This is a genomic window from Rhizobium leguminosarum (assembly GCF_010668065.1).
Classification (GTDB): Bacteria; Pseudomonadota; Alphaproteobacteria; order Rhizobiales; family Rhizobiaceae; genus Rhizobium; species Rhizobium leguminosarum_S.
In genome coordinates, this window is sequence record NZ_WUEN01000006.1 from 13,948 (window position 1) to 33,229 (window position 19,282).

General features: G+C 58.4%; 19 protein-coding genes. 11 read left to right on the plus strand and 8 right to left on the minus strand.

What is annotated here, in order from left to right:
- Nucleotides 1-13 precede the first annotated feature (13 nt).
- Nucleotides 14-1,681 (minus strand): FAD-dependent oxidoreductase, encoded by a 1,668-nt coding sequence (locus tag GR198_RS18070; protein WP_164069349.1) that lies wholly within the window; start codon nt 1,679-1,681, stop codon nt 14-16.
- 54 nt (nt 1,682-1,735) lie between these two features.
- On the minus strand, nt 1,736-2,155 hold the full coding sequence (locus GR198_RS18075; protein ID WP_164024101.1) for a MarR family winged helix-turn-helix transcriptional regulator: 420 nt from the start codon (nt 2,153-2,155) through the stop codon (nt 1,736-1,738).
- Between the two features lie 355 nt (nt 2,156-2,510).
- Between GR198_RS18075 and GR198_RS18080 the strand changes: the two genes are divergently transcribed.
- The 11 genes from GR198_RS18080 (at nt 2,511) to GR198_RS18130 (ending at nt 13,066) form a co-directional block, all read left to right on the plus strand.
- Nucleotides 2,511-3,926, plus strand: a complete 1,416-nt coding sequence (locus GR198_RS18080) for an aminomethyl transferase family protein (RefSeq protein WP_164024069.1) — start codon at nt 2,511-2,513, stop codon at nt 3,924-3,926.
- Between the two features lie 148 nt (nt 3,927-4,074).
- Complete coding sequence (locus tag GR198_RS18085; RefSeq protein ID WP_018484504.1) at nt 4,075-4,944, plus strand: methylenetetrahydrofolate reductase; 870 nt, start codon at nt 4,075-4,077, stop codon at nt 4,942-4,944.
- Between the two features lie 189 nt (nt 4,945-5,133).
- Complete coding sequence (locus GR198_RS18090) at nt 5,134-6,303, plus strand: ABC transporter substrate-binding protein (RefSeq protein ID WP_164069350.1); 1,170 nt, start codon at nt 5,134-5,136, stop codon at nt 6,301-6,303.
- 67 nt (nt 6,304-6,370) lie between these two features.
- A complete protein-coding gene (locus tag GR198_RS18095) occupies nt 6,371-7,234 on the plus strand; it encodes a branched-chain amino acid ABC transporter permease (protein WP_018484502.1) in 864 nt (287 codons plus the stop codon).
- A complete protein-coding gene (locus tag GR198_RS18100) occupies nt 7,231-8,220 on the plus strand; it encodes a branched-chain amino acid ABC transporter permease (protein WP_131624343.1) in 990 nt (329 codons plus the stop codon). Before GR198_RS18095 ends, GR198_RS18100 begins: the two co-directional genes overlap by 4 nt.
- Entirely contained in the window at nt 8,217-8,966 is a 750-nt protein-coding gene (locus GR198_RS18105; protein ID WP_018484500.1) for an ABC transporter ATP-binding protein, read from the plus strand. The genes GR198_RS18100 and GR198_RS18105 overlap by 4 nt, the downstream gene beginning before the upstream one ends.
- Entirely contained in the window at nt 8,959-9,663 is a 705-nt protein-coding gene (locus tag GR198_RS18110) for an ABC transporter ATP-binding protein (protein ID WP_164069432.1), read from the plus strand. The genes GR198_RS18105 and GR198_RS18110 overlap by 8 nt, the downstream gene beginning before the upstream one ends.
- Nucleotides 9,664-9,779: 116 nt before the next feature.
- Complete coding sequence (gene purU / locus GR198_RS18115) at nt 9,780-10,664, plus strand: formyltetrahydrofolate deformylase (protein WP_164069351.1); 885 nt, start codon at nt 9,780-9,782, stop codon at nt 10,662-10,664.
- Nucleotides 10,665-10,712: 48 nt separating this feature from the next.
- Nucleotides 10,713-11,780 (plus strand): maleylacetate reductase, encoded by a 1,068-nt coding sequence (locus GR198_RS18120; RefSeq protein ID WP_164069352.1) that lies wholly within the window; start codon nt 10,713-10,715, stop codon nt 11,778-11,780.
- Nucleotides 11,781-11,883: 103 nt separating this feature from the next.
- Entirely contained in the window at nt 11,884-12,723 is an 840-nt protein-coding gene (locus GR198_RS18125; RefSeq protein WP_018484496.1) for a dioxygenase family protein, read from the plus strand.
- Between the two features lie 19 nt (nt 12,724-12,742).
- Nucleotides 12,743-13,066: a hypothetical protein gene (locus GR198_RS18130; protein WP_018484495.1), complete on the plus strand. Its 324-nt coding sequence runs from the start codon at nt 12,743-12,745 to the stop codon at nt 13,064-13,066.
- A gap of 500 nt (nt 13,067-13,566) precedes the next feature.
- Here GR198_RS18130 and GR198_RS18135 read toward each other — a convergent pair whose 3' ends face one another.
- The 6 genes from GR198_RS18135 to GR198_RS18160 all read right to left on the minus strand — a co-directional run bounded on the left by GR198_RS18135 (nt 13,567) and on the right by GR198_RS18160 (nt 19,275).
- Nucleotides 13,567-14,274, minus strand: coding sequence for a helix-turn-helix transcriptional regulator (locus tag GR198_RS18135; RefSeq protein WP_080642921.1), 708 nt, complete (start codon nt 14,272-14,274; stop codon nt 13,567-13,569).
- 89 nt (nt 14,275-14,363) lie between these two features.
- Nucleotides 14,364-14,825 carry a RidA family protein gene (locus GR198_RS18140; protein WP_018484493.1) on the minus strand — a complete coding sequence of 154 codons (462 nt, stop codon included), beginning with the start codon at nt 14,823-14,825 and terminating at the stop codon, nt 14,364-14,366.
- Nucleotides 14,826-14,829: 4 nt separating this feature from the next.
- Nucleotides 14,830-15,918, minus strand: coding sequence for an aminotransferase class V-fold PLP-dependent enzyme (locus GR198_RS18145; RefSeq protein ID WP_018484492.1), 1,089 nt, complete (start codon nt 15,916-15,918; stop codon nt 14,830-14,832).
- 11 nt (nt 15,919-15,929) lie between these two features.
- A complete protein-coding gene (locus GR198_RS18150; RefSeq protein ID WP_246711112.1) occupies nt 15,930-16,910 on the minus strand; it encodes an amino acid ABC transporter permease in 981 nt (326 codons plus the stop codon).
- Between the two features lie 128 nt (nt 16,911-17,038).
- A complete protein-coding gene (locus GR198_RS18155) occupies nt 17,039-18,184 on the minus strand; it encodes an amino acid ABC transporter permease (protein WP_032982984.1) in 1,146 nt (381 codons plus the stop codon).
- A gap of 65 nt (nt 18,185-18,249) precedes the next feature.
- Nucleotides 18,250-19,275 carry an amino acid ABC transporter substrate-binding protein gene (locus tag GR198_RS18160; protein WP_018484489.1) on the minus strand — a complete coding sequence of 342 codons (1,026 nt, stop codon included), beginning with the start codon at nt 19,273-19,275 and terminating at the stop codon, nt 18,250-18,252.
- Between the last annotated feature and the right edge of the window lie 7 nt (nt 19,276-19,282).

Consider the following 19,282-nt stretch of genomic DNA (forward strand, 5'->3'; position numbering starts at 1 on the left):
CGGTTACGCCTCTTCATCGCTTTGCTGGGATATGGCCCAGGACAGTCTCGATGATATGAACAGCGTCGCCATCGCCATCTCCGCGCCAAGCGATGACCTGGTCTGGCCGAATGAGCACAAGCGGCTCGCGATAAATTGCTGGGAGTTGATCCTCTTCTATATCGACGACGGTGAGATCCATTCCGGCCATTCTGGCGGCTGCAACGAACTCGGTTCCTGGCGAGGAGGAGGGGCGAAGCCGCAGGAGGGTCCATTCAAACCCAAATCGGTCGAACAATGACGTTTGAGAGCTCAACCAAACATGGGGCGCTCTGCCCCCTGGCGCGGCATTTGGAACGTAGACATCCGGCAGGTCCGGGGCCTGTCCTTCCCCTTCGGCGAGGATCACCGGCGAATGGTCGTAGCGAGCGCCGAACGTCACGCCGGGTATGTTGAACTCGGACCGCCCATGTGCCTCCAGATAGGAGCCGGCTTCCCGTCGCAAATCCGATCCGAGATCCGAGTCCGCCTCGATGTCGGGGTTCGGGACGTAGTTTCCGATGGATTCGGCGAAAGCCCGAGCGAAGCCTGTGTTTCGGACGGCCACCGGGCGTCGCTCCAGTTCATAGGTATCGAGAAGGAATGACGGTGCATTTCCTTTCACAACAGAAGCGAGTTTCCAACCTAGATTGACCGCGTCATCCACCGCCGTATTGTACCCCAAGCCACCGGCTGGCGTAAAAAGATGAACCGCGTCACCGCCGAGGAATATCCGCCCAGCCCGAAACTTCTCGGCGACCAGGGCAAACCCGGCCGTCCAGGTGCCGCGAGAAAGAATTTCCCCCTCAACGGGATACCCGACCACCGTCTGGAACATCTTCAGCGCTTGCGCGTCGGATATATCGTCTTCGCTCTCGCCTTCCTTTAGTTGGGTGTGAAAAGCAAACTCGCCTTTGCCGTCGACGGCTGCCATAAACGCCCGGCGCTCAGGATTGAACGCCACGTTCATCCAGGCGGGTGCAAAGGGAACAACGTCATAGAACTGCGGGCAGCGAAGATAGAGGGCAAACATTTTCCCGCCGAAGAAATCTCTGACTGCACCGCCATCGCCCTGATATCGAATGCCAAGTGTCCGACGTATGAAGCTTTTCGCCCCGTCTCCTCCGATAAGATATTTGGCCGTTACGGAGCGCGTGCTCTCGGAGCCGACCTGACTTGCGGTCATGGTCACGGTGTCACCAACGTCTTCGAACTGGGATATCCGCCACCCGTAGTTGACCGAAACCATAGATAGGGCTTCGGCATGCTTACGCAGAACTCGCTCGACAAACTTCTGAGAGACACGGTGGGGCAATTCGGCCGCGCTCCAGGATCCTGTCATTGTCAGGATCTTCTCGCGCGCCTCTTTGGCAGAGGGAAGGCGAAAGCGCGCCAATTCACGGTGAGCATATCGCGTGAAATATGCGATATCGGTTGGAAAATCTTCAGGCATGCCGAGTGCACGGATCTCATCCGCAAATCCCAGGCGGCGAAAATGCTCCATCGTCCTTGCCTGAGTGGCATTGGCTTGGGGATTGAAAGCCGTCGAAGGTTTCTCGTCAAAAAGAATGGTTGAAACGCCTCGGCGGCCAAGTTCGTTGGCCAGCATCAGTCCGAACGGACCACCGCCCGCGATGGCGACATCGTAAACTTCGTGAGTCACGGCAAAACCTCCCAAATCCGCTGGCGCGAAAATAGTAAGGAAACCGGACCAATGTCAATCGGCTTGATCACTCTCTTTGTTGATTTGACACTCTACATATTTCCCGAGTGCTTCCACCATGAGATCGACCATTGCCGGCCCGAGCTGGTCACGCATTTCACTTTCCGCCACCTCCAGGCTTTGATGAAAGGCCTCCAGCCAAACGAAGCCGCTGTCTGTGAAGCATACGAGCTTTGCCCTGCCGTCGTCAGGATCTTGGCGTTTTTCAATGAGGCCGGTTCGTTCCACCTGATCGACCAGTTCACTCATCGATTGCTTTGTGAGAGAGGCGCGTCTCGCCAGTTCCGTGAGCCTTGTCCCGTCTTCGTCGAGGTTTCGGGTTAGATTAATATGTGCGGCGGTAAGTTCGGAATGCCCTTTGGCTTTCAGATTTTCGATGATCCTGTTCTCGAATATCCTGACCGCCTCGTTCATCCGACGGCCAATGTTGCTCCTGCGCCACGCATTTTTCAAAATCATTTTTTACCACCTCGGAAGCTATCAATTTACACGAGTAAGCCTGTGGCAGGTATTTTTCCAGCCCCTCGACTAAAATTGGTTGACATATGCCGCTTTCACAAAATATGGTCAGGCTACCGTACTAAATAAGGTGTCTTGGAGGAGGCTTTATGAACGAGAGGCTCTTGCGGCCGATATGGGGACCAACGCGCTGCACCATCCCGTGCACGGTTCTCGCCGCCACCAAGAACAGTCGATTTAGTAGGCCACTGGTCGACGTATAGTCAAATCGCTCAGCAGAGCGGAACATAAAGAGGAGGATGTTCGAGCAATGGTAAAGGCAAACGGCGCGCGATCACTGCAGGATTTGGTCGACGAGAAAGCCAATCTCGTCGAGTATTTTTACAACGACACGCTTGCGCCCCATTACCGGGCGCGTACCGGGCTCACCGCTGCGTTCATTCCGCCGGAATTCACAAACTGGCGAGACGAGCAGCGTGCCTGGCGCGAGACGGCGATCCTGTTCGACCAGTCGCACCATATGCCGGAACTGATGCTCAAGGGTCCCGATGCGTTCCGGCTGCTTGAGAAGCTCGGCATCAACAGCCTGGCGAATTTTACGATCGACCGCGCCAAGCAATTCGTCGCTTGCACGCCACGCGGCCATGTCATCGGCGACTGCGTCGTCTACAGACTTGCCGAGGAAACGTTCGAGCTGATCAGCGGCATGCCTGTCCTGAACTGGGTACAGTTTAACGCGGAACAAGGCGGCTACAACGTGACGATCGAGCGCGACGACCCGACGCCTTACAACCCGACCGGCAGGCGCTGGTTCTACCGTTTCCAGTTGGAAGGTCCCAATGCCGGCCTGATCTTCAACGCTGCGGTCGAGGGCGGCGCCCCGGAGATTGCATTCTTCAGGACCGCGAAGGTCAAAATCGGCGGATGCGAAGTGCTCGTCCTGCGGCATGGGATGGCAGGCCATCTCGGGGCAGAACTTTCCGGACCGTATGAGGACATGGAAAAGGTGCGCGCCGCACTCATCAGGGCCGGTGAGGGGCATGGGCTGAAGCAGGGCGGGACGAAGACCTATTTTAGTACGATCTTCGAATTTGGCTGGATGCCTTACCCCCTGCCGGGCATTTATACGGGAGAAGAACTGCGCGATTTTCGCCAATGGCTGTCTGGAAACGGTTGGGAAGCGAATGCCCAACTCGGCGGCAGCTTCGTCTCGGATAATATCGAAGATTACTACGTCACCCCGTGGGATCTCGGCTACGGCCATATTCTCAAGTTCGATCATGACTTCATTGGGCGCGAAGCCCTGGAAGCCCTGCCCGTGGAGGAGCGGCGCCAAAAGGTCACGCTGGTATGGAACCGCGACGACGTTGCGGCAATCTTTGCGTCTTGCCTCGGAGACGGGCCACGATACAAGGCTATAGACTTGCCGGTCGCCTATTATGGCTGGCCCCAGTTCGATGAGGTGCGGAGTCGGGATGGCATGCTCGTCGGTCACTCCTGCCATTGCGGTTACAGCAACAACGAAGGCGAAATGCTGTCTCTCGCCATGCTCGACGTCCAAAACGCGACTCCCGGGACGGAAGTGACGCTCACCTGGGGAGAGCCTCGTGGCGGGTCCCGGAAGCCGCATGTCGAACGGCACGAGCAGTTCAAGGTCAGAGCGGTCGTGGCGCCCGTTCCCTATGCAAGTTCCGTTCAAAAGATGAAGCGCGCTGCGATCAGCTGACTATTGCCGGTATTCGCTTAGCGCATCTTCGTCAGAGCGAACACCGGTGTTGTTCTGGCTACGGATACCCTTCGGTCTGCTACTCGGAACGTTCACATTCTTCTTGCTCAATGAGAATTCGCCTGTCTCGCAGGCGGGATGGGTTTTTATGGCTATGTCGCAAGCAATACATCTCCGAGACCAGAGCGATGTACTGGATGACTTTTCGGTGGAAGTGACGACAAAAGATACCGCACAGCTGGCGGCCATGTCTGGCGCGATCCCCAAAGGCACGATCATCTCGATTCCGTTTCTGTCAACGGAAAGCGATGCCGACCGGATTAGGGCGGCCAAAATGGTCCGACAGGCGGGATACGTACCCTTGCCTCACATTGCCGCCAGACGTCTGGGGTCGGAATCCATGCTATCGGCAATGCTGTCGGCGCTTGTCAATGACGCCCAGGTGAGCCGATTGCTCCTAGTCGCGGGCGATGCCGACCCTCCCAAGGGCCCGTTCTTGGATACCGCTACGATCTTACGTAGCGGTATCCTCGAACAGCATGGGATCAGCAATGTCTCGATAGCCGGGCATCCGGAAGGACACCCGGTCCAGAACGCTGCCATGCTCACCAGTGCGCTGCTGGAAAAGCGACTGATCATGGAAGCAGCAAATATCGAGTGGTCGATTTTCACTCAGTTTGCGTTCGCATCGGAACCCGTACTTGCCTGGATAGGTGAACTGCGTCGATTGGGTATCGAAGTCCCGATCCACATCGGTATTCCTGGCCCGGCAAGCGTCAGAACGCTATTGAAATTTGCAGCGGTTTGCGGCGTTTCCGCATCCACATCCGTCCTCAAGAAGTACGGTCTATCGATCACTCAGTTGTTGTCGAGCGCGGGGCCAGACGCTCTGGTCAATGAGTATGCTACCGGCTTGAGCAACGCCGAATATGGCGATGTTCGTCTGCATTTCTATCCGTTTGGAGGACTACACAAAACAGTGGACTGGTTGCAAGAGTACCGGACGCGACCTTCCTAAGGCGCCGATGTGATTGTCAGGACGCCTGACTAGACTGGAGCATTTCCGACTCGGACAACACAGATAGGCGGTCCATGAATGCGGAGAAAACTTGACGTATTAGTACGGTTTCCGTACCAATACTAGCGGAGGAAGTGGCGCTTCAGCGTCAAGGCGCCCGGACGCTTTTCCGGTTGGGAGGGAAAAAATATGACATTTTCGAAATCGACGTTGTATCTCGTCGCATCGGCTGCGTTTTTCGTGACCGGCACGCTCGCTCAGGCCGAGACAATCAAGGTCGGCGTTATCGCTACATTCTCCGGGCCAAACGCAATCTGGGGCAAGCAATTCCGCGAAGCGATCGATGTCTATGTCGCGCAGCACGGAGACGAGGTTGGCGGTCACAAAATTCAGTTCATCTACAAGGACGTTGGCGGACCCAACGCCGACGCCAGCAAGGCAGCGGCCCAGGAACTTCTTGTCCGCGACGGCGTGAAGTATCTTGGTGGATTTGACTTCACCCCCAATGCCGTTGCGGTCGCTCCCCTGACAAAGCAGGCAAAGGTGCCGGCGGTGATTTTCAATGCCGCGACATCATCGATCAACAAGCAGTCGGACTTCTTTCTGCGCACCAGTTTTACGTTGACGCAGCTCGCTCAACCGGCAGCCGAGTGGGCGGCCAAAAATGGCTCCAAGAAAGTCGTGACTGCCGTTTCGGATTACAATCCCGGCATTGATGCAGAAACGGCCTTCTCCGCCTCTTTTGAGAAAGACGGCGGGGCGGTTCTCGAAAAGATCCGAATGCCGCTTCAGACCAATGATTTCGCGCCATTCATGCAGCGTATCAAGAGTTCCGGTGCCGATACCGTCTTCACTTTCCTGCCGGTGGGCCCAGCGACGTTCGCTTTCACCAAGGCCTATAATGAAAATGGCCTGAAAGCTGCTGGCGTTTCTTTCCTTGGCGGTGGCGAGACCGACGAGACCACACTTGATGCGCTTGGAGACCAAGCTATCGGCCTGGTGACCGCATACCACTACTCCGATGTCCACGATTCTGCGCTGAACAAAAGCTTTGTCGCGAAACTGCAGGAACTTCATCCGGGCTCGCGCGCCAACATGGCATCAATCGGCGCCTATGACGGCGTGGAGTTGATCTACCGGATGATCAAGGCTGCAGGGTCTGACGGCACAAAAGCCATCGAGGCGGCCAAGGGCATGGAATGGGAAAGCCCACGCGGGCCGGTGAAGATGGATCCGGTCTCACGGACGGTGGTGCAGAATGTCTATCTTCGGCGTGTTGAAAAAGGCGCGGACGGCAAACTGGTCAATCGGGAGTTCGCGACTGTCCCGAACGTACCGGACCTCGGCTTCAATCCCTGATCCACGGTGAGCGTGGCGGGAGTTTTCCGCCACGCAACGCCCGACCTCGCAAATCTCAGGTTAGAGAATGTCCCTCATTCTAAGTATCGTCGTCGATGGCGTCGCCTACGGGATGATATTGTTCATGATTTCCGTCGGGCTTTCGATCACGATGGGGCTCATGCGCATTATCAACCTTGCGCACGGCGGGTTTGCCCTGCTTGGCGGCGCAGCCGTTCATCTGCTCACCACACGTCTGGACGTAGCGTTCATTCCGGCGTTCCTCGTCGCCGTTCTCGCGGTTGTCCTCGTTTCCGTGCTTCTCGAGCGGCTGCTCTATCGCCACATCTATGGCTTCAACGAGTTGGGCCAGGTGTTGGCGACCATTGGAATCGTCTTCATCATGATCGCAACCGTCAATCTGTTCCTGGGCTCCACGATCCTGCCGCTTGGCGCCCCGGCGATTTTCACGACACCGATCGATCTCGGGTTCAGGACGCTACCGTTCCACCGGCTGGTCGTTATCATTTCCGGTTTGCTTGTGCTGGCCGGTCTCTGGTTGCTGATGGAAAAAACAAGGTTCGGCATCTACTTGCGCGCAGCTGTCGACAACAGGATTGCGGCCGCTTCGCTCGGCATCAACACGCCGCTCGTCTATCTCGTTGCATTCGCCACCGGCGCCGGTCTCGCGGCGGTAGGAGGTATACTCGGTGCGGAACTGCTTCCGATCGAGGCCTACTATCCGCTTCGTTATATGGTGCTATTCCTGATTGTTGTGTCTGTGGGTGGACTTGGCAGCATTTCCGGCTCCTTCCTTGCTTCGATTAGCCTTGGGATTCTCGATACGGCTGGTCGCTATCTATTGCCGGGCATTGGTACCATCTTCTTTTTCGTGGCGATTGTGGTGTTGCTCGCGCTTCGGCCCAACGGTCTGATGGGGAAAGCGCAATGATGGACCCCGTCCTTTCGACGTCGCCGAGGCGCGCGCCGACCGCCCTGAGCTTCCTCATCCCGTCCATTTCCGTCGTGGTCGGTGCGAGCCTTGCCTTTCTGATATTCCCGTACGACCTGTCGTTTCTAACCCGGATCGTCATCATGATGATCTTCGTCGTGTCATTCGACCTCATTCTCGGGCAGGCGGGAATAGCAACACTTGGTCACGCGGCCATGTATGGATGCGGCGCCTATGCCGCGGGACTAATTTCGCTTCACCTGTCGCCCGACCCGCTGCTCGGGCTCCTGGTCGGTGCCGTGGCGGGCGCAGTGATGGCGTGGATTTCCGGGCTTGTCCTGCTTCGCACCCACGGCATAACTCTGTTGATGATTTCGATAGCCGTGACCATGGTTCTTCAGGAGACCGCATCCCAGGCACGTTGGCTAACGGGCGGCGCCGACGGCCTGGCCGGCATCACGGTTGGACCGCTGCTGGGGCTGTACGAATTCGATTTTGTTGGACAGGTCGCCTTCATCTACAGCGTGTCCATTCTTGCGGCCGTTTTACTGCTCTGTCAGGTTCTGATCGGCTCCCCGTTTGGGCTCGCTCTTAGAGGAATTGAAGGCAGCGCCAGCCGGATGCGCGCAATCGGTACGCCGGTCTATCGCCGAAAGGTGACGGTCTACGTTATCGCTGGCGCTATTGCCGGAATTGCCGGCGCCCTTGCGGCCCAGGTGACAGGCCTGGTTGGCATCGAAGTGTTCAATTTCTCCTTGTCTGCCGACGTTATGGTGATGCTGATCCTGGGAGGAGCCGGGCGGCTGTATGGCGCGCTGATCGGGACATTGCTCTTCATGGTGGTCCATCATGTCGCGGCAAGCATCGATCCCTTGAACTGGCTCTTCGTGATCGGCTTCATGCTTCTCATCGTGGTCTTCGTGCTCCCAAAGGGTCTAGTTGCTCTTCCAGGTCGCTTGGCGCGATTGCTCAGGAGGACGTCATGAACGACGGGCTTTCCATTGTTGGGCTTTCGAAAAATTTCGGAGGCCTGCAGGTCGCCCGGGACCTGACTCTCACGTTGCCGCGAGGCTCGCGCACCGCACTGATCGGGCCAAATGGTGCCGGCAAGACGACTTTCGCAAATCTCCTGACCGGTGTCCTGAAGCCGACATCGGGCAAGATCGTGCTGAACGGCCAGGATATAGGATCCCTGAGCGAATCGGCTCGGGTGAGGGCAGGCGTCGCGAAAACCTTCCAGATAACCAATCTGTTTCGCGACCTGACCGTTCGCGAAAATCTGCGGCTGCCGATACTGGAGCGGGAAGGCCGCACGCATCAGTTCTTTCGTCGGGCGGACGGGTGGAGCGATATCGAGGCTGAGATCGCCCGGTTGATGCAGGATCTCAATATCCTGTCGCTGGCCGACAAGCCGGTGCGTGGACTGGCTTATGGGCAGCAGCGGCTGGTGGAATTGGCGCTGACGCTGGCGGTGAAGCCGAAGGTTCTCATTCTCGATGAACCGGCGGCAGGGGTACCCTCTACCGAAAGCCACTTCATCGTGGAGGCCATCAAGCGGCTTCCCCAGGATCTGTCGGTCCTCATCATCGAGCATGACATGCAGTTAGTGTTCGAGGTCGCAGACCGTATCATCGTGCTGGTGAATGGCGCGATCCTGATGGAGGGAACGCCCGACGAGGTTGTCGCCAACAAGCAGGTTCGCGAACTCTACCTGGGAGCGGGCCATGTCTGACATTCTCCTCGAACTGGACGGTGTCGTGGCCGGCTATGGTGATACCCATATCATCCGCAATGTTTCGATCCGCGTTCCAAAAGGCGAGTGGCTGGCGATCGTTGGGAGAAACGGCGTCGGTAAAACCACCTTGCTCTCCACGATCATGGGCCAGACACGGCAACACGCCGGAAGCATCAAACTCAGGGGGGCGGCGATCGATACGCTCGCCTCGCATCAGAGGGCGAGACTGGGGATTGGCATCGTGCCGCAGACCCGCGACATTTTCGGATCGTTGACGGTCGAGGAGAACCTGGTTGCGGGACTTCGGAATGGATCGACTCTGGAAGAGGCTTACGATCTGTTTCCTCGGCTGAAGGAGCGTCGTTCCAACGGCGGGCGCCAGCTTTCCGGAGGCGAACAGCAAATGCTGTCGATTGCCCGTGCTCTTCTGGGAAAGCCGGAAATCATTTTGCTGGATGAGCCGCTGGAGGGGCTGGCACCGGTTATCTGCGAAATGCTTATGGAAGTGTTCCACAAGCTGGCCGATCAGGGCCACACGATCGTTCTGGTGGAACAGCATGTCGGCCTGGCACTCAAGTTTGCAGAGCGCGTCATTGCGCTCGACCAAGGCAAGATCGTCTTTGAGGAAGAGGCGACAAAACTGGCCGCCAATCGCACCGAACTCGACCGGTATATCGGTCTTTCCGCCCAATAACCGGCGCGGACGGCAGACTAGGCACGATGGCCTTCCATGAGCTCAGCGGGCTGAAGCATTTGTCGGGAAAGCCCGATGAGCATCTATTGAAGAGCCCTAACAGATACGGGGATAGAATGAAGAACTATGTCTTGACGGTTGCCTGCCAAACCACACGTGGCGTTGTCGCGGCGATTTCCGGCTTCCTTGCGGACAGGGGTTGCAACATCGTCGACAGCTCGCAGTTCGATGACCGGGACACCGGCAAGTTCTTCATGCGCGTCAGCTTCATCTCCGAAGAAGGCGTGTTGCGGCCCGAGCTGTCGGAAGGCTTCATGACGGTAGCGGACAAATTCGGCATGGAATGGGATATTTTCGATGCGCAGGAGCGCATGAAAGTGCTTCTCATGGTGTCGCGTTTCGGCCATTGCCTCAACGACCTGCTGTATCGCTGGAAGATCGGTGCGCTGCCGATCGACATCGTTGGCGTGGTGTCAAACCATTTCGATTACCAGAAGCTGGTGGTCAATCACGACATCCCCTTCCACCACATTCCAGTGACCAAGGCCAACAAGGCGGAGGCGGAGGGACGCATCATGGCGCTGGCCGAGAGCACCGGCACTGAGCTGATCGTACTCGCCCGTTACATGCAGATCCTCTCCGACGAGATGTGCCAGAAAATGTCCGGGCGGATCATCAATATCCATCATTCCTTTCTGCCGAGCTTCAAGGGCGCCAATCCCTACAAGCAGGCCTATATGCGCGGCGTGAAGCTCATCGGCGCGACGGCACATTACGTCACTGCCGATCTAGACGAAGGGCCGATCATCGAGCAGGACATCGTGCGCATCACGCATGCGCAGTCGGCCGAAGACTATGTCTCCCTGGGTCGTGACGTGGAGGCACAGGTGCTCGCCCGCGCCATCCACGCTCACATCCACCATCGGACCTTTATCAATGGAAATCGCACCGTCGTCTTCCCGCCGAGCCCGGGAAGCTATGCCTCCGAGCGCATGGGCTGACCCGGCAGCGACGGCAGTTGCACCGTTTGCATCCAGGAGGAGAAGACCATGCGCGAGCCGTTTATCTACAAAGGCACTATTCCTCGCATCGTGTTCGGTGTGGGGGCGATCTCTCAGGTGGCCGAAGAATTGCGTGGCCTTGGTCGGCATAAGGCCCTTGTCCTGTCGACACCGTTCCAGGAAAAGGACGCGCAAAGGCTTGTCGAACAGTTGGGATCCGTCTGTGTGGGGGTCTTCAGCGGTGCCATGATGCACACGCCCGTCGACGTGACGATCGAAGCGCTTCGGGTCTTTGCTGACGCCGGTGCGGACTGCGTCATTTCCTTGGGCGGAGGTTCAACGATCGGGCTGGGCAAGGCCATCGCCTACCGGACTGATACGCCCCAGTTAGTCATCGCCACAACCTATGCCGGATCGGAAGTGACCCCGATCCTCGGGCAGACAGAAAACGGCATCAAGACCACTGTGCGTGATGCATCAATTCTGCCCGAAACAGTGATCTACGATCCGGAACTGACTTACAACCTGCCTGTCAAAATGACAGTTAGCAGCGGCCTCAACGCCATGGCCCATGCCGTGGAAGGGCTGTACGCCCAGGATCGCAACCCGGTGTCCTCAATGATGGCGATGGAGGGCATAGCCGCCTTGCACGAGGCACTGCCTGCCATCGTGGGTGATCCCCGAAATCCCGCGGCCCGCACCGATGCCCTCTACGGCTCCTGGCTCTGTGGCGTTGTTTTGGGTGCGGTCGGAATGGCACTGCATCACAAGATCTGCCACACGCTGGGCGGCAGCTTCGACCTGCCGCATTCGGAAACGCACGCTATCCTTCTTCCTCATACAGTGGCGTATACGGAGGCGGCGGTACCGCACCTGCTGGAACCTGTTGCCGCTTTATTGGGGACGGATCGCGCGGCGCCTGGGCTTTACGATTTCGCGCTCGGCATAGGCGCCCCGACCAGGCTCCAAGATTTCGGACTGGCCGCCGAGGATCTGGACAAAGCCACAGATATTGCCATGCGAAACCCTTACTGGAACCCCCGGCCTCTGGAAGCTACGGCAATCCGAGAGATGCTTCAGATGGCATGGGAAGGGGCGAGGCCGGCTTCGTCGTGAACCCGGAGGCCAGAGTGATCCACATCAGGAACCAGGTCCGCGCCTTTTTAGCAGGTAGGCTTCGGGATGAAGGCAAGCCAATTCTCACTCGAAAGGAACAGGTATGACAAATTATTTCACCGAAGAAGCTTCCGTCGAGGCGGTAAACGGGCGCATGGCCTTCGACATCGATCCTCGCGTGAGGGAGGTCATGACCTTGCTTGTGAAGCATCTGCATGCCTTCATCAAGGAGGCGAAGATTTCGCAACAGGAATGGGAAACCGCAATTCGGTTTCTGACGGAGACCGGCAAGATTTGTTCGCAAGAACGCCAGGAATTTATCCTGCTATCCGACACGCTAGGCGTATCCATGTTGGTGGATGCGATCAACAACCGCAGGCAACCGGGCGCAACGGAAAACACCGTGCTTGGACCGTTCCATGTCGCCGGGGCTCCCCGTCTTGCGATGGGCGATCGCATCACGCGTGACGGGAAGGGCGAGAGCTGTGTCTTCGAAGGCACTGTGGTCGATCTGGACGGACATCCGATCGAGGGTGCAATCATCGATGTTTGGTCAGACAATGCCGAGGGCTTTTACGATGTGCAGCAACCTGACATCCAGCCTAAATGGAACAACCGCGGAACCTTCGTGACCGGCTCCGACGGACGCTATAGCTTCGTCGGAATCAAGCCCGTCTCATACCCCATTCCCGCAGATGGGCCTGTGGGCCAGATGCTGAAGCATCTTGGCCGGCATCCCTATCGGCCTGCACATATGCACTACATCGTCACGGCCGCCGGCTTCCAGAAACTGGTAACCCATACGTTCGTCGGCGACGATAACTATCTTTCATCCGACGCCGTCTTCGGTGTCAAAGCCACGTTGATCGCGCCGTATGAGCGTGTGCTCGGCGGTGAAACCGTCTGGCGTTCGCCATTCGATTTTGTCCTTAACCCACCGTGAGGCGGCCGAGATGCCAAACATGAAGATTTACGTGGATCGATCACTGCCAGAGCAGTTTCATCTGAAGATTGAGGCCGCTCTGGTGCCGCTGAGTAAATTGTTATGCGAAAGGCTGGACGTCAACATCAACGCCTGCCAGTTTGCTGTCATTCCAGTCTACGCGATGGCAAACCTTCCGGCGGTGAACCTCGAGCTTTTCCTCCTGCCGAAAGCAGAACGGACGCGTCAGAAACTCATGGATCTTGCCAGGGAAATCCAGCAATTGGTCGGGGACGCTGCGATCACACAAGTTGCCGTTCGGATTTCCCAGCTCGACCCTGCGACGTTCATCGCCTTGAAGTGACTCGCTGGTCGGGGACTGTGCTTCGCAGGGTCGATTCCTGTCAAGGCGTGAGGTTCGAAGACGGTCGAGCAAGTTGGATGAGCGCTACTAGCCATGTGAAAACCGGCCTCCGCGACCCTTCTGCGAGAAACGGGCGCGAAGGCGCTACGTGAATGCGGTCGTGAGCGCGTGTTGTTCCCGCGCAGATCAGGGTCTCAGGTTATTTGGTTGATGGCACCCCTTCTGCGATGCGGGCCGTGGAGGAGCGCCATACCCAGCATTGGCCCGGCTCGCGGGATTGCGCTCACGGCTCACAGAGACAATATCTGGGCTGTGACGCCGTGATCGGCTGACGGCGGGCACTTCGGCGATCTGGTCCGCCGGCATTCCCCGGGCAAGGGCACTGAGATGGAGCCCGGAGGCCGACGGCACACTCCGCAAAATCGTTGTCGTGGGCGGCCGCAACGATCTGGGGCCATTTCGGTAGATTACGTTCAGCGTGAGCCAACGCTCGCCTCGACCTATTTGGAGGCGGACTTGATCTGCTCGAGATAGCTATAGACAGTGAACCTCGAAATCCCGAGGCTGGCGGCGGCGACGTCGACGCTGGAGCGGATCATGAACAGGCCGCGAAGGCTCATGTTGCGGACCGCTTCCATCTTGTCTTCCTTCTGCATCTGGCCGACGGTCTTGCCCGTGGCCTTGATGCTGGTGTCGATGATCTCGGTAACGATCTCCTCGACCGAAAGCGCGCCGCCCTCGCCAGGATCATCCGCCTGCTGCTGTTCGTTGGCGAGTTCCAGAATCAACGCTTTGAGTTCTCGCATCTTACTTCGATCTGCATTCACGCAGATGGCAGCATAGGCCGTGCCTTCGTTGTCTCTCAAAAGGATGCTCGTGGATTCGAGTTCCAGCCCAGTCCGCGTCCTGGTCTTGTAACCATCGACGATCGTCCGAGGTTCATTGACTTCATTCATATCGCCGGCGATCAGCTTCTTCAGGCCCACATCGCCGAAGGGGCCGCTGATGATGGAACTGCCGACGGTCCGGCCGCTCAGCTTGCCATTGGCGATAGCGACAATGGACTCCTCGGGCTTGGCGAGATCATGCAGTACGATCTCGGTATTTGGCCCGAAACATTTGGCAAGACCGGCGACGACACTTGCCAGCGCATCGATCACGAGTCTGCGTTCAGCGTCGGTAGAAGGCCGCATGCGTTCAACTGCCATTGAATTCGATCTTCTCCGCGATAAGTCACAAATCTGTCTAGCAAGCTCTTGACTGCGTGCAACGGCAATTCAGTGGGCACGCGGCACGGTCACAGCTTTACTTCTACCACCATCTCGATTTCGACGGGAACGCCGAAGGGAAGCGTATTCGTACCGACCGCGGCACGGGCATGCCGACCGGTCTCGCCGAAGATCTCGACCAGCAATTCCGACGCACCATTGATGACCAGGTGTTGGTCCTCGAAATCGTCGGTGGAATTGACATAGCCATTGAGTTTTACGATCTGCGTGACCCTGTCGAGATCGCCGATCTCGCGATTGATAACTGCGAGCCCATTGACAATGGACATTCGCGCCGCTTCCATACCCTCCGCGACAGTGAATTCCCGGCCAAGCTTGCCGCGCATCACCGCTTTGCCGCCGGCAATCGGCCCCTGCCCGGCAATGAAAACCAGGTTTCCGGAGCGACGGGACGGAACGTAGGATGCCAGTGCTCCGAATTCATCCGGCAGCGTGATCCCGAGTTCAGCAAGTCGTGCTGCGACGGACATGAATTCAATTCCTTTCCAATTTTTTGAGACGATCGATGAACGCGTCGATATCGGCTTCGTCATTATAGAAGTGCGGGGATGCCCGGACATTGGTGCCTCGGGCGGCCACGCTCACGCCCTCCGCATTCATTGCCTCGACCAGACGACCGGCATCCCCGGAACGAAAGCTCACGATCGGAGCCGATCCGGCCGGGCTCACGAGCGGAACGCCGAGTGCTGCTAGTCCATCGGCCAGCCGCCTGCAGAGCGATCGATTGCGGCGGAAGATGTTGTCCCAGCCTAAACCCTCAAGATAGGCCAGTCCGAAATCGAGCGTGGTGAGCCCGGGATAGTTGGAATGGCTGTATTGCAGTTCCCTAGACGGTGCAGGGTTCGAGTATCCCCGAAATACCGGCTCCAGCGATTGCCTGAATCGCAGGCTGGTGACCGAGATCGCTAGGCCAAAGCCGGAGAGTAGCCATTTGAATGTCGATGCCGCGTAAACATCTGCAAACCGCGCCGATACAGGCACGGCGCCGAGGCCGTGAATCCCGTCCACCACGAGAAACGCCCTCTTGGCCTGGCAGACCTCGAAGAGGACCTGCAGATCGACTTCGGTTCCGGTTTCCCAATGGACATGTGACACGAGCACGACGCCGCCACGCTTGATCGAGGTGGCCAGCGCCGCTGTCCGATTGGTCTCCGAATCCACCGCGACGGTCACGAGTTCGGCGCCGCGCCCGCTTAGCGTATTGGCCACGGCGAGCACCGTGGGAAATTCGTCCTGGCAGACGACGACCTGATCGTTGGCGCGGACAGGCACGGACCATGCGACGAGGTTCAGGACTTCTGAAGTGCTCGACGCGAAGCCGATATCCTGGCTTTCCACTCCCATGAGCCGCGCGAGTTTCGCTTTCACGCTACCAGCCACGCTCTGCCATTCCTCGGCGGCGTCGTAGCCACGGCTGAACATGCCGTCGAGCGTGCGCCCGACAGCCTCGCCGATATTAAGGGGCATGATGCCGGTCGCAGCGGTGTTGAGGTAGACCCGCTGGCGGAGGTAGGGGAAAGTCGACCTCACCGCGTCAATATCAAGCATTGTCGTTTCATCCATGCCAAATGCTCTTATCTGTCCCGACGAAGCCGCTTTTCCAGCCCGGAGCCGAAGCGCGCCATCGAGAAGCAGAAAGCGAAATAGATGGCGCCCACGAAAACATAGGCCTCGGCGCCGAAGCCTTGCCATGCGGGTTCGGCGATTGCGCGCTTGCCCGCATTGAGGAGATCGAAGATGCCAATGATCATAACGAGCGACGTGCTCTTGAACAGGCCGATGCAGAGGCTGATGATCGGCGGCAGGACGAGCGTGAGCGCCTGCGGCATGACGACGAAATACATCGTCTTCCAGTATCCCAGACCGAGCGATTGGGCGGCCTCGGATTGTCCCGCTGGCACGGCCTGCAATCCGCCGCGGATCGTCTCCGACAGATAGGCGCCCATGAAGAGGACGATGCCGAGTTGGGCGCGCAACAGCTTGGAGAAGTTCATCCCGTCGGGAAGGAAAAGCGGAAACATGACGCTGGCCATGAACAGCACGCTGATTAGTGGTATGCCGCGGATCAGCTCGACATAAATGACGCACATCGTCCTGACGGTCGGATTGGCCGAGGAGCGCCCCAGCGCCACGACGACCGCAAGGGGCAATGCGAGCGCGATGCCGAAGGTCGCGAGCATGAGTGTGACCGGTAGCCCGCCCCATTGATCCTCGGGGACATAGGCAAGGCCCATGACCCCGCCATACATCAGGACGAAGACGGTCGCCAAACCGGCGACCCAGAGCATGACAAGCGTCCATCCCCACAGTCGACGGTCGGCGGAGAGTGGATAAAGCGAGATGAAAATCAGAACGCTCAGCGCCGCCCGCCATTGTTCGGCATGCGGATAGAGGCCGAACAGGATGAACCGGTACTTCTCACGGATCAACGCCCAGCACGCTCCGGCATCGGCGGAGCGGCAGGCCTGCGTATCAAGAGACGGCGCCGACCAGACCGCACGGAACACGGCCCAGTCCAGGAACAACCACGCAAGCTTGCCCAGCACCAAGAGCATAATCAAGGTAATCGCTGTCGATAGCCAGGAACTGAAAAGGTGCCGTCTCAGCCAGCCGGCAACGCCGCGGTCGGACGGATCTACTGGCCTTGGTAGAGCGGACTTCTCGACGGTCACGATAAAATGGCTCATCGAGTCACCAGGGCGACGGAGCGGTTATACCAGTTCATCAGCGCGCTGACGGCGAGGCTGATCGTCAGGAAGGCCAGGATGATGATGGTGACCCCTTCCACCGCCTGCCCGGTATCGCTGATCATCGAATTCACGATGGCGAAAAGATCGGGATAGCCAACCGCCACGGCAAGCGAGCTGTTCTTGATCACGCCGAGATATTCGCTGCTCAGCGGCGGAATGATAATCCTGAGCGCCTGCGGCATGATGACCTTGCGCAGCGTGACGATCGGGCCAAGGCCGAGCGCCATTGCAGCCTCGCGCTGGCCGGAGGGAACGCCGAGAATGCCAGCCCGAACGATCTCGGCGACGAAGGCGGAGGTATAGACCGAGAGGCCGATCACCAGCGCCGACAATTCCGGCGTCAATGTTGCGCCGCCCCGGAAATTGAGTCCTTTCAGGACCGGCACATCGGGCACGGTGACTTGCCCTGACAGCAAGACCGCGGCGACCGGCAGGCAGATGGCGAGGATCAGGAATATGGGAAGGGACAGCAATCGACCGAACCGTATCTTGCCCTTGCGCTGCAGCCCTGCTGCGAAGATGAAGGCGATGATGACGACCAGAAGCGTCAACCCGGCGATGCCGACCGCTGTCCCGTCTCCAACCGAGGGATAGCGTATGCCTCGGTTGGAAATGAAGAACCCTTCCGCGAGCTTGAAGGCAGCGCGCGGCGCCGGCAGTTGCAGGATCAGCTGGTACCAGAAGACGAGCTGCAGCAGCACCGGAACATTACGCACGGCCTCGACATAGGCACCGCAGGATTTCGCTAGCAGCAGATTGGGCGACAGACGCGCGATGCCAAAGAAGGTTCCGACGGCGGTGGACACGATGATCACGGCAGCTGAGACGGTCAGCGTGTTCAGAAGCCCGATCAGCAGCGCACGGGCATAAGTGTGCACGCCCGGCGTGAACTCGATCCAGCTGTTGGCGATCGGCATGCTGACAATGCGCCAGAGGAAGGCGAACCCGGTCGACACCCCTCGGGACTCGAGGTTCCCAAGCGTTGTCGCGACTAGGAACCAACCAATACCCCCGACCGCCAGGATCAGGAGCATTTGGACGACGATCGAACTGACTACGTCACGGCTTGCGTATTTCATGTCGCCAGCTTCGGTGGATCGGGAGAAGACGGTGGCACGGCGAAGGCCGCGCCACCCATTCGGCTTCAACGGAACGGCGGGGAGTACTGCAGACCGCCCTTGGTCCAGACATCGTTCATGCCGCGGTCGACGCCCACGATGTTGCGATCCCAAACCTCACCGAAATTGCCGACCTGCTTGATGATCTTCTGGGTGAAGTCGTTCGACAGGCCGAGGGTCTGGCCGAGTTCGCCCTCTAGGCCGAGGAAGCGGCGGACGGCGGGATTTTCCGATGCAAGCGACTTGTCGAGATTCTTGCTGTCGATACCCAGCACTTCAGCATTCACCATCGCGTAATGCGTCCAGCGAACGATGTCGAACCAGCGCTCGTCACCCTTGCGCACGACGCCCCCCAAAGGCTCCGCAGTGATGCGTTCTGGCAGGATGAGCAGGTCGTTTCCAGCTTCGCCACGCGCTGCCTTCGAAGCCGCGAGGTCCGAGGCATCCGAGACGTAGGCATCGCAGCGGTCGGCGAGCAGCGCCTTGCGAGCCTCCTCGCCTTCCGAGAAAAGGACGGGCGTGTAGGTCATTTTGTGAAGCGAGAAATATTCCTGAACCGAAAGTTCGGTCGTGCCGCCGGTCAGCATGCAGAGGCTGCCGCCATCGAGTCCCGAGGCATCGGCGATGCCGAGCGACTTCTTCACCATGAAGCCGATGCCATCGTAGTAATAGATATTGGGGAATTGCAGACCGAGCTGGCTTTCCCGCGTCATCGTCCACGTGACATTCGCATAGACCACGTCGACCTCACCGGACTGGAGCGCAGTGAAACGCTGTTGCGGCGTAAGCACGACCCATTTGACCTTCTCGGCATCGCCGAGCGTGGCCGCGGCGACCGCTCTGCACTGATCGGCATCAATGCCGCGCATCACGCCCTGGCTGTCGGGCAACGAGAATCCCGGGCTAACGCCGATGACGCCACAGGACAACTGACCCCGCACCTTGACGGCGTCGAGCGTCTTCGATGTCAGCGGTACCGTTTCCTGCGCCTTCGCCATGCCGGCGCTGGCCATGAAGGCCGCGGCCACGAAGCCCATGATCGAGAACTTCATATTCACT

What these genes read in the sequence shown, in the direction of transcription:
- GR198_RS18080 (WP_164024069.1), top strand. Translation starts at nt 2,511, where the DNA reads ATGGTAAAGGCAAACGGCGCGCGATCACTGCAGGATTTGGTCGACGAG.
- GR198_RS18090 (WP_164069350.1), top strand. Translation starts at nt 5,134, where the DNA reads ATGACATTTTCGAAATCGACGTTGTATCTCGTCGCATCGGCTGCGTTT.
- GR198_RS18125 (WP_018484496.1), top strand. Translation starts at nt 11,884, where the DNA reads ATGACAAATTATTTCACCGAAGAAGCTTCCGTCGAGGCGGTAAACGGG.
- GR198_RS18155 (WP_032982984.1), bottom strand. Translation starts at nt 18,184, where the DNA reads ATGAAATACGCAAGCCGTGACGTAGTCAGTTCGATCGTCGTCCAAATG.
- GR198_RS18150 (WP_246711112.1), bottom strand. Translation starts at nt 16,910, where the DNA reads ATGCTCTTGGTGCTGGGCAAGCTTGCGTGGTTGTTCCTGGACTGGGCC.
- GR198_RS18085 (WP_018484504.1), top strand. Translation starts at nt 4,075, where the DNA reads ATGGCTATGTCGCAAGCAATACATCTCCGAGACCAGAGCGATGTACTG.
- GR198_RS18160 (WP_018484489.1), bottom strand. Translation starts at nt 19,275, where the DNA reads ATGAAGTTCTCGATCATGGGCTTCGTGGCCGCGGCCTTCATGGCCAGC.
- GR198_RS18110 (WP_164069432.1), top strand. Translation starts at nt 8,959, where the DNA reads ATGTCTGACATTCTCCTCGAACTGGACGGTGTCGTGGCCGGCTATGGT.
- GR198_RS18095 (WP_018484502.1), top strand. Translation starts at nt 6,371, where the DNA reads ATGTCCCTCATTCTAAGTATCGTCGTCGATGGCGTCGCCTACGGGATG.
- GR198_RS18100 (WP_131624343.1), top strand. Translation starts at nt 7,231, where the DNA reads ATGATGGACCCCGTCCTTTCGACGTCGCCGAGGCGCGCGCCGACCGCC.
- GR198_RS18120 (WP_164069352.1), top strand. Translation starts at nt 10,713, where the DNA reads ATGCGCGAGCCGTTTATCTACAAAGGCACTATTCCTCGCATCGTGTTC.
- GR198_RS18145 (WP_018484492.1), bottom strand. Translation starts at nt 15,918, where the DNA reads ATGGATGAAACGACAATGCTTGATATTGACGCGGTGAGGTCGACTTTC.
- GR198_RS18135 (WP_080642921.1), bottom strand. Translation starts at nt 14,274, where the DNA reads ATGGCAGTTGAACGCATGCGGCCTTCTACCGACGCTGAACGCAGACTC.
- GR198_RS18130 (WP_018484495.1), top strand. Translation starts at nt 12,743, where the DNA reads ATGAAGATTTACGTGGATCGATCACTGCCAGAGCAGTTTCATCTGAAG.
- GR198_RS18075 (WP_164024101.1), bottom strand. Translation starts at nt 2,155, where the DNA reads ATGAACGAGGCGGTCAGGATATTCGAGAACAGGATCATCGAAAATCTG.
- GR198_RS18105 (WP_018484500.1), top strand. Translation starts at nt 8,217, where the DNA reads ATGAACGACGGGCTTTCCATTGTTGGGCTTTCGAAAAATTTCGGAGGC.
- purU (WP_164069351.1), top strand. Translation starts at nt 9,780, where the DNA reads ATGAAGAACTATGTCTTGACGGTTGCCTGCCAAACCACACGTGGCGTT.
- GR198_RS18140 (WP_018484493.1), bottom strand. Translation starts at nt 14,825, where the DNA reads ATGTCCGTCGCAGCACGACTTGCTGAACTCGGGATCACGCTGCCGGAT.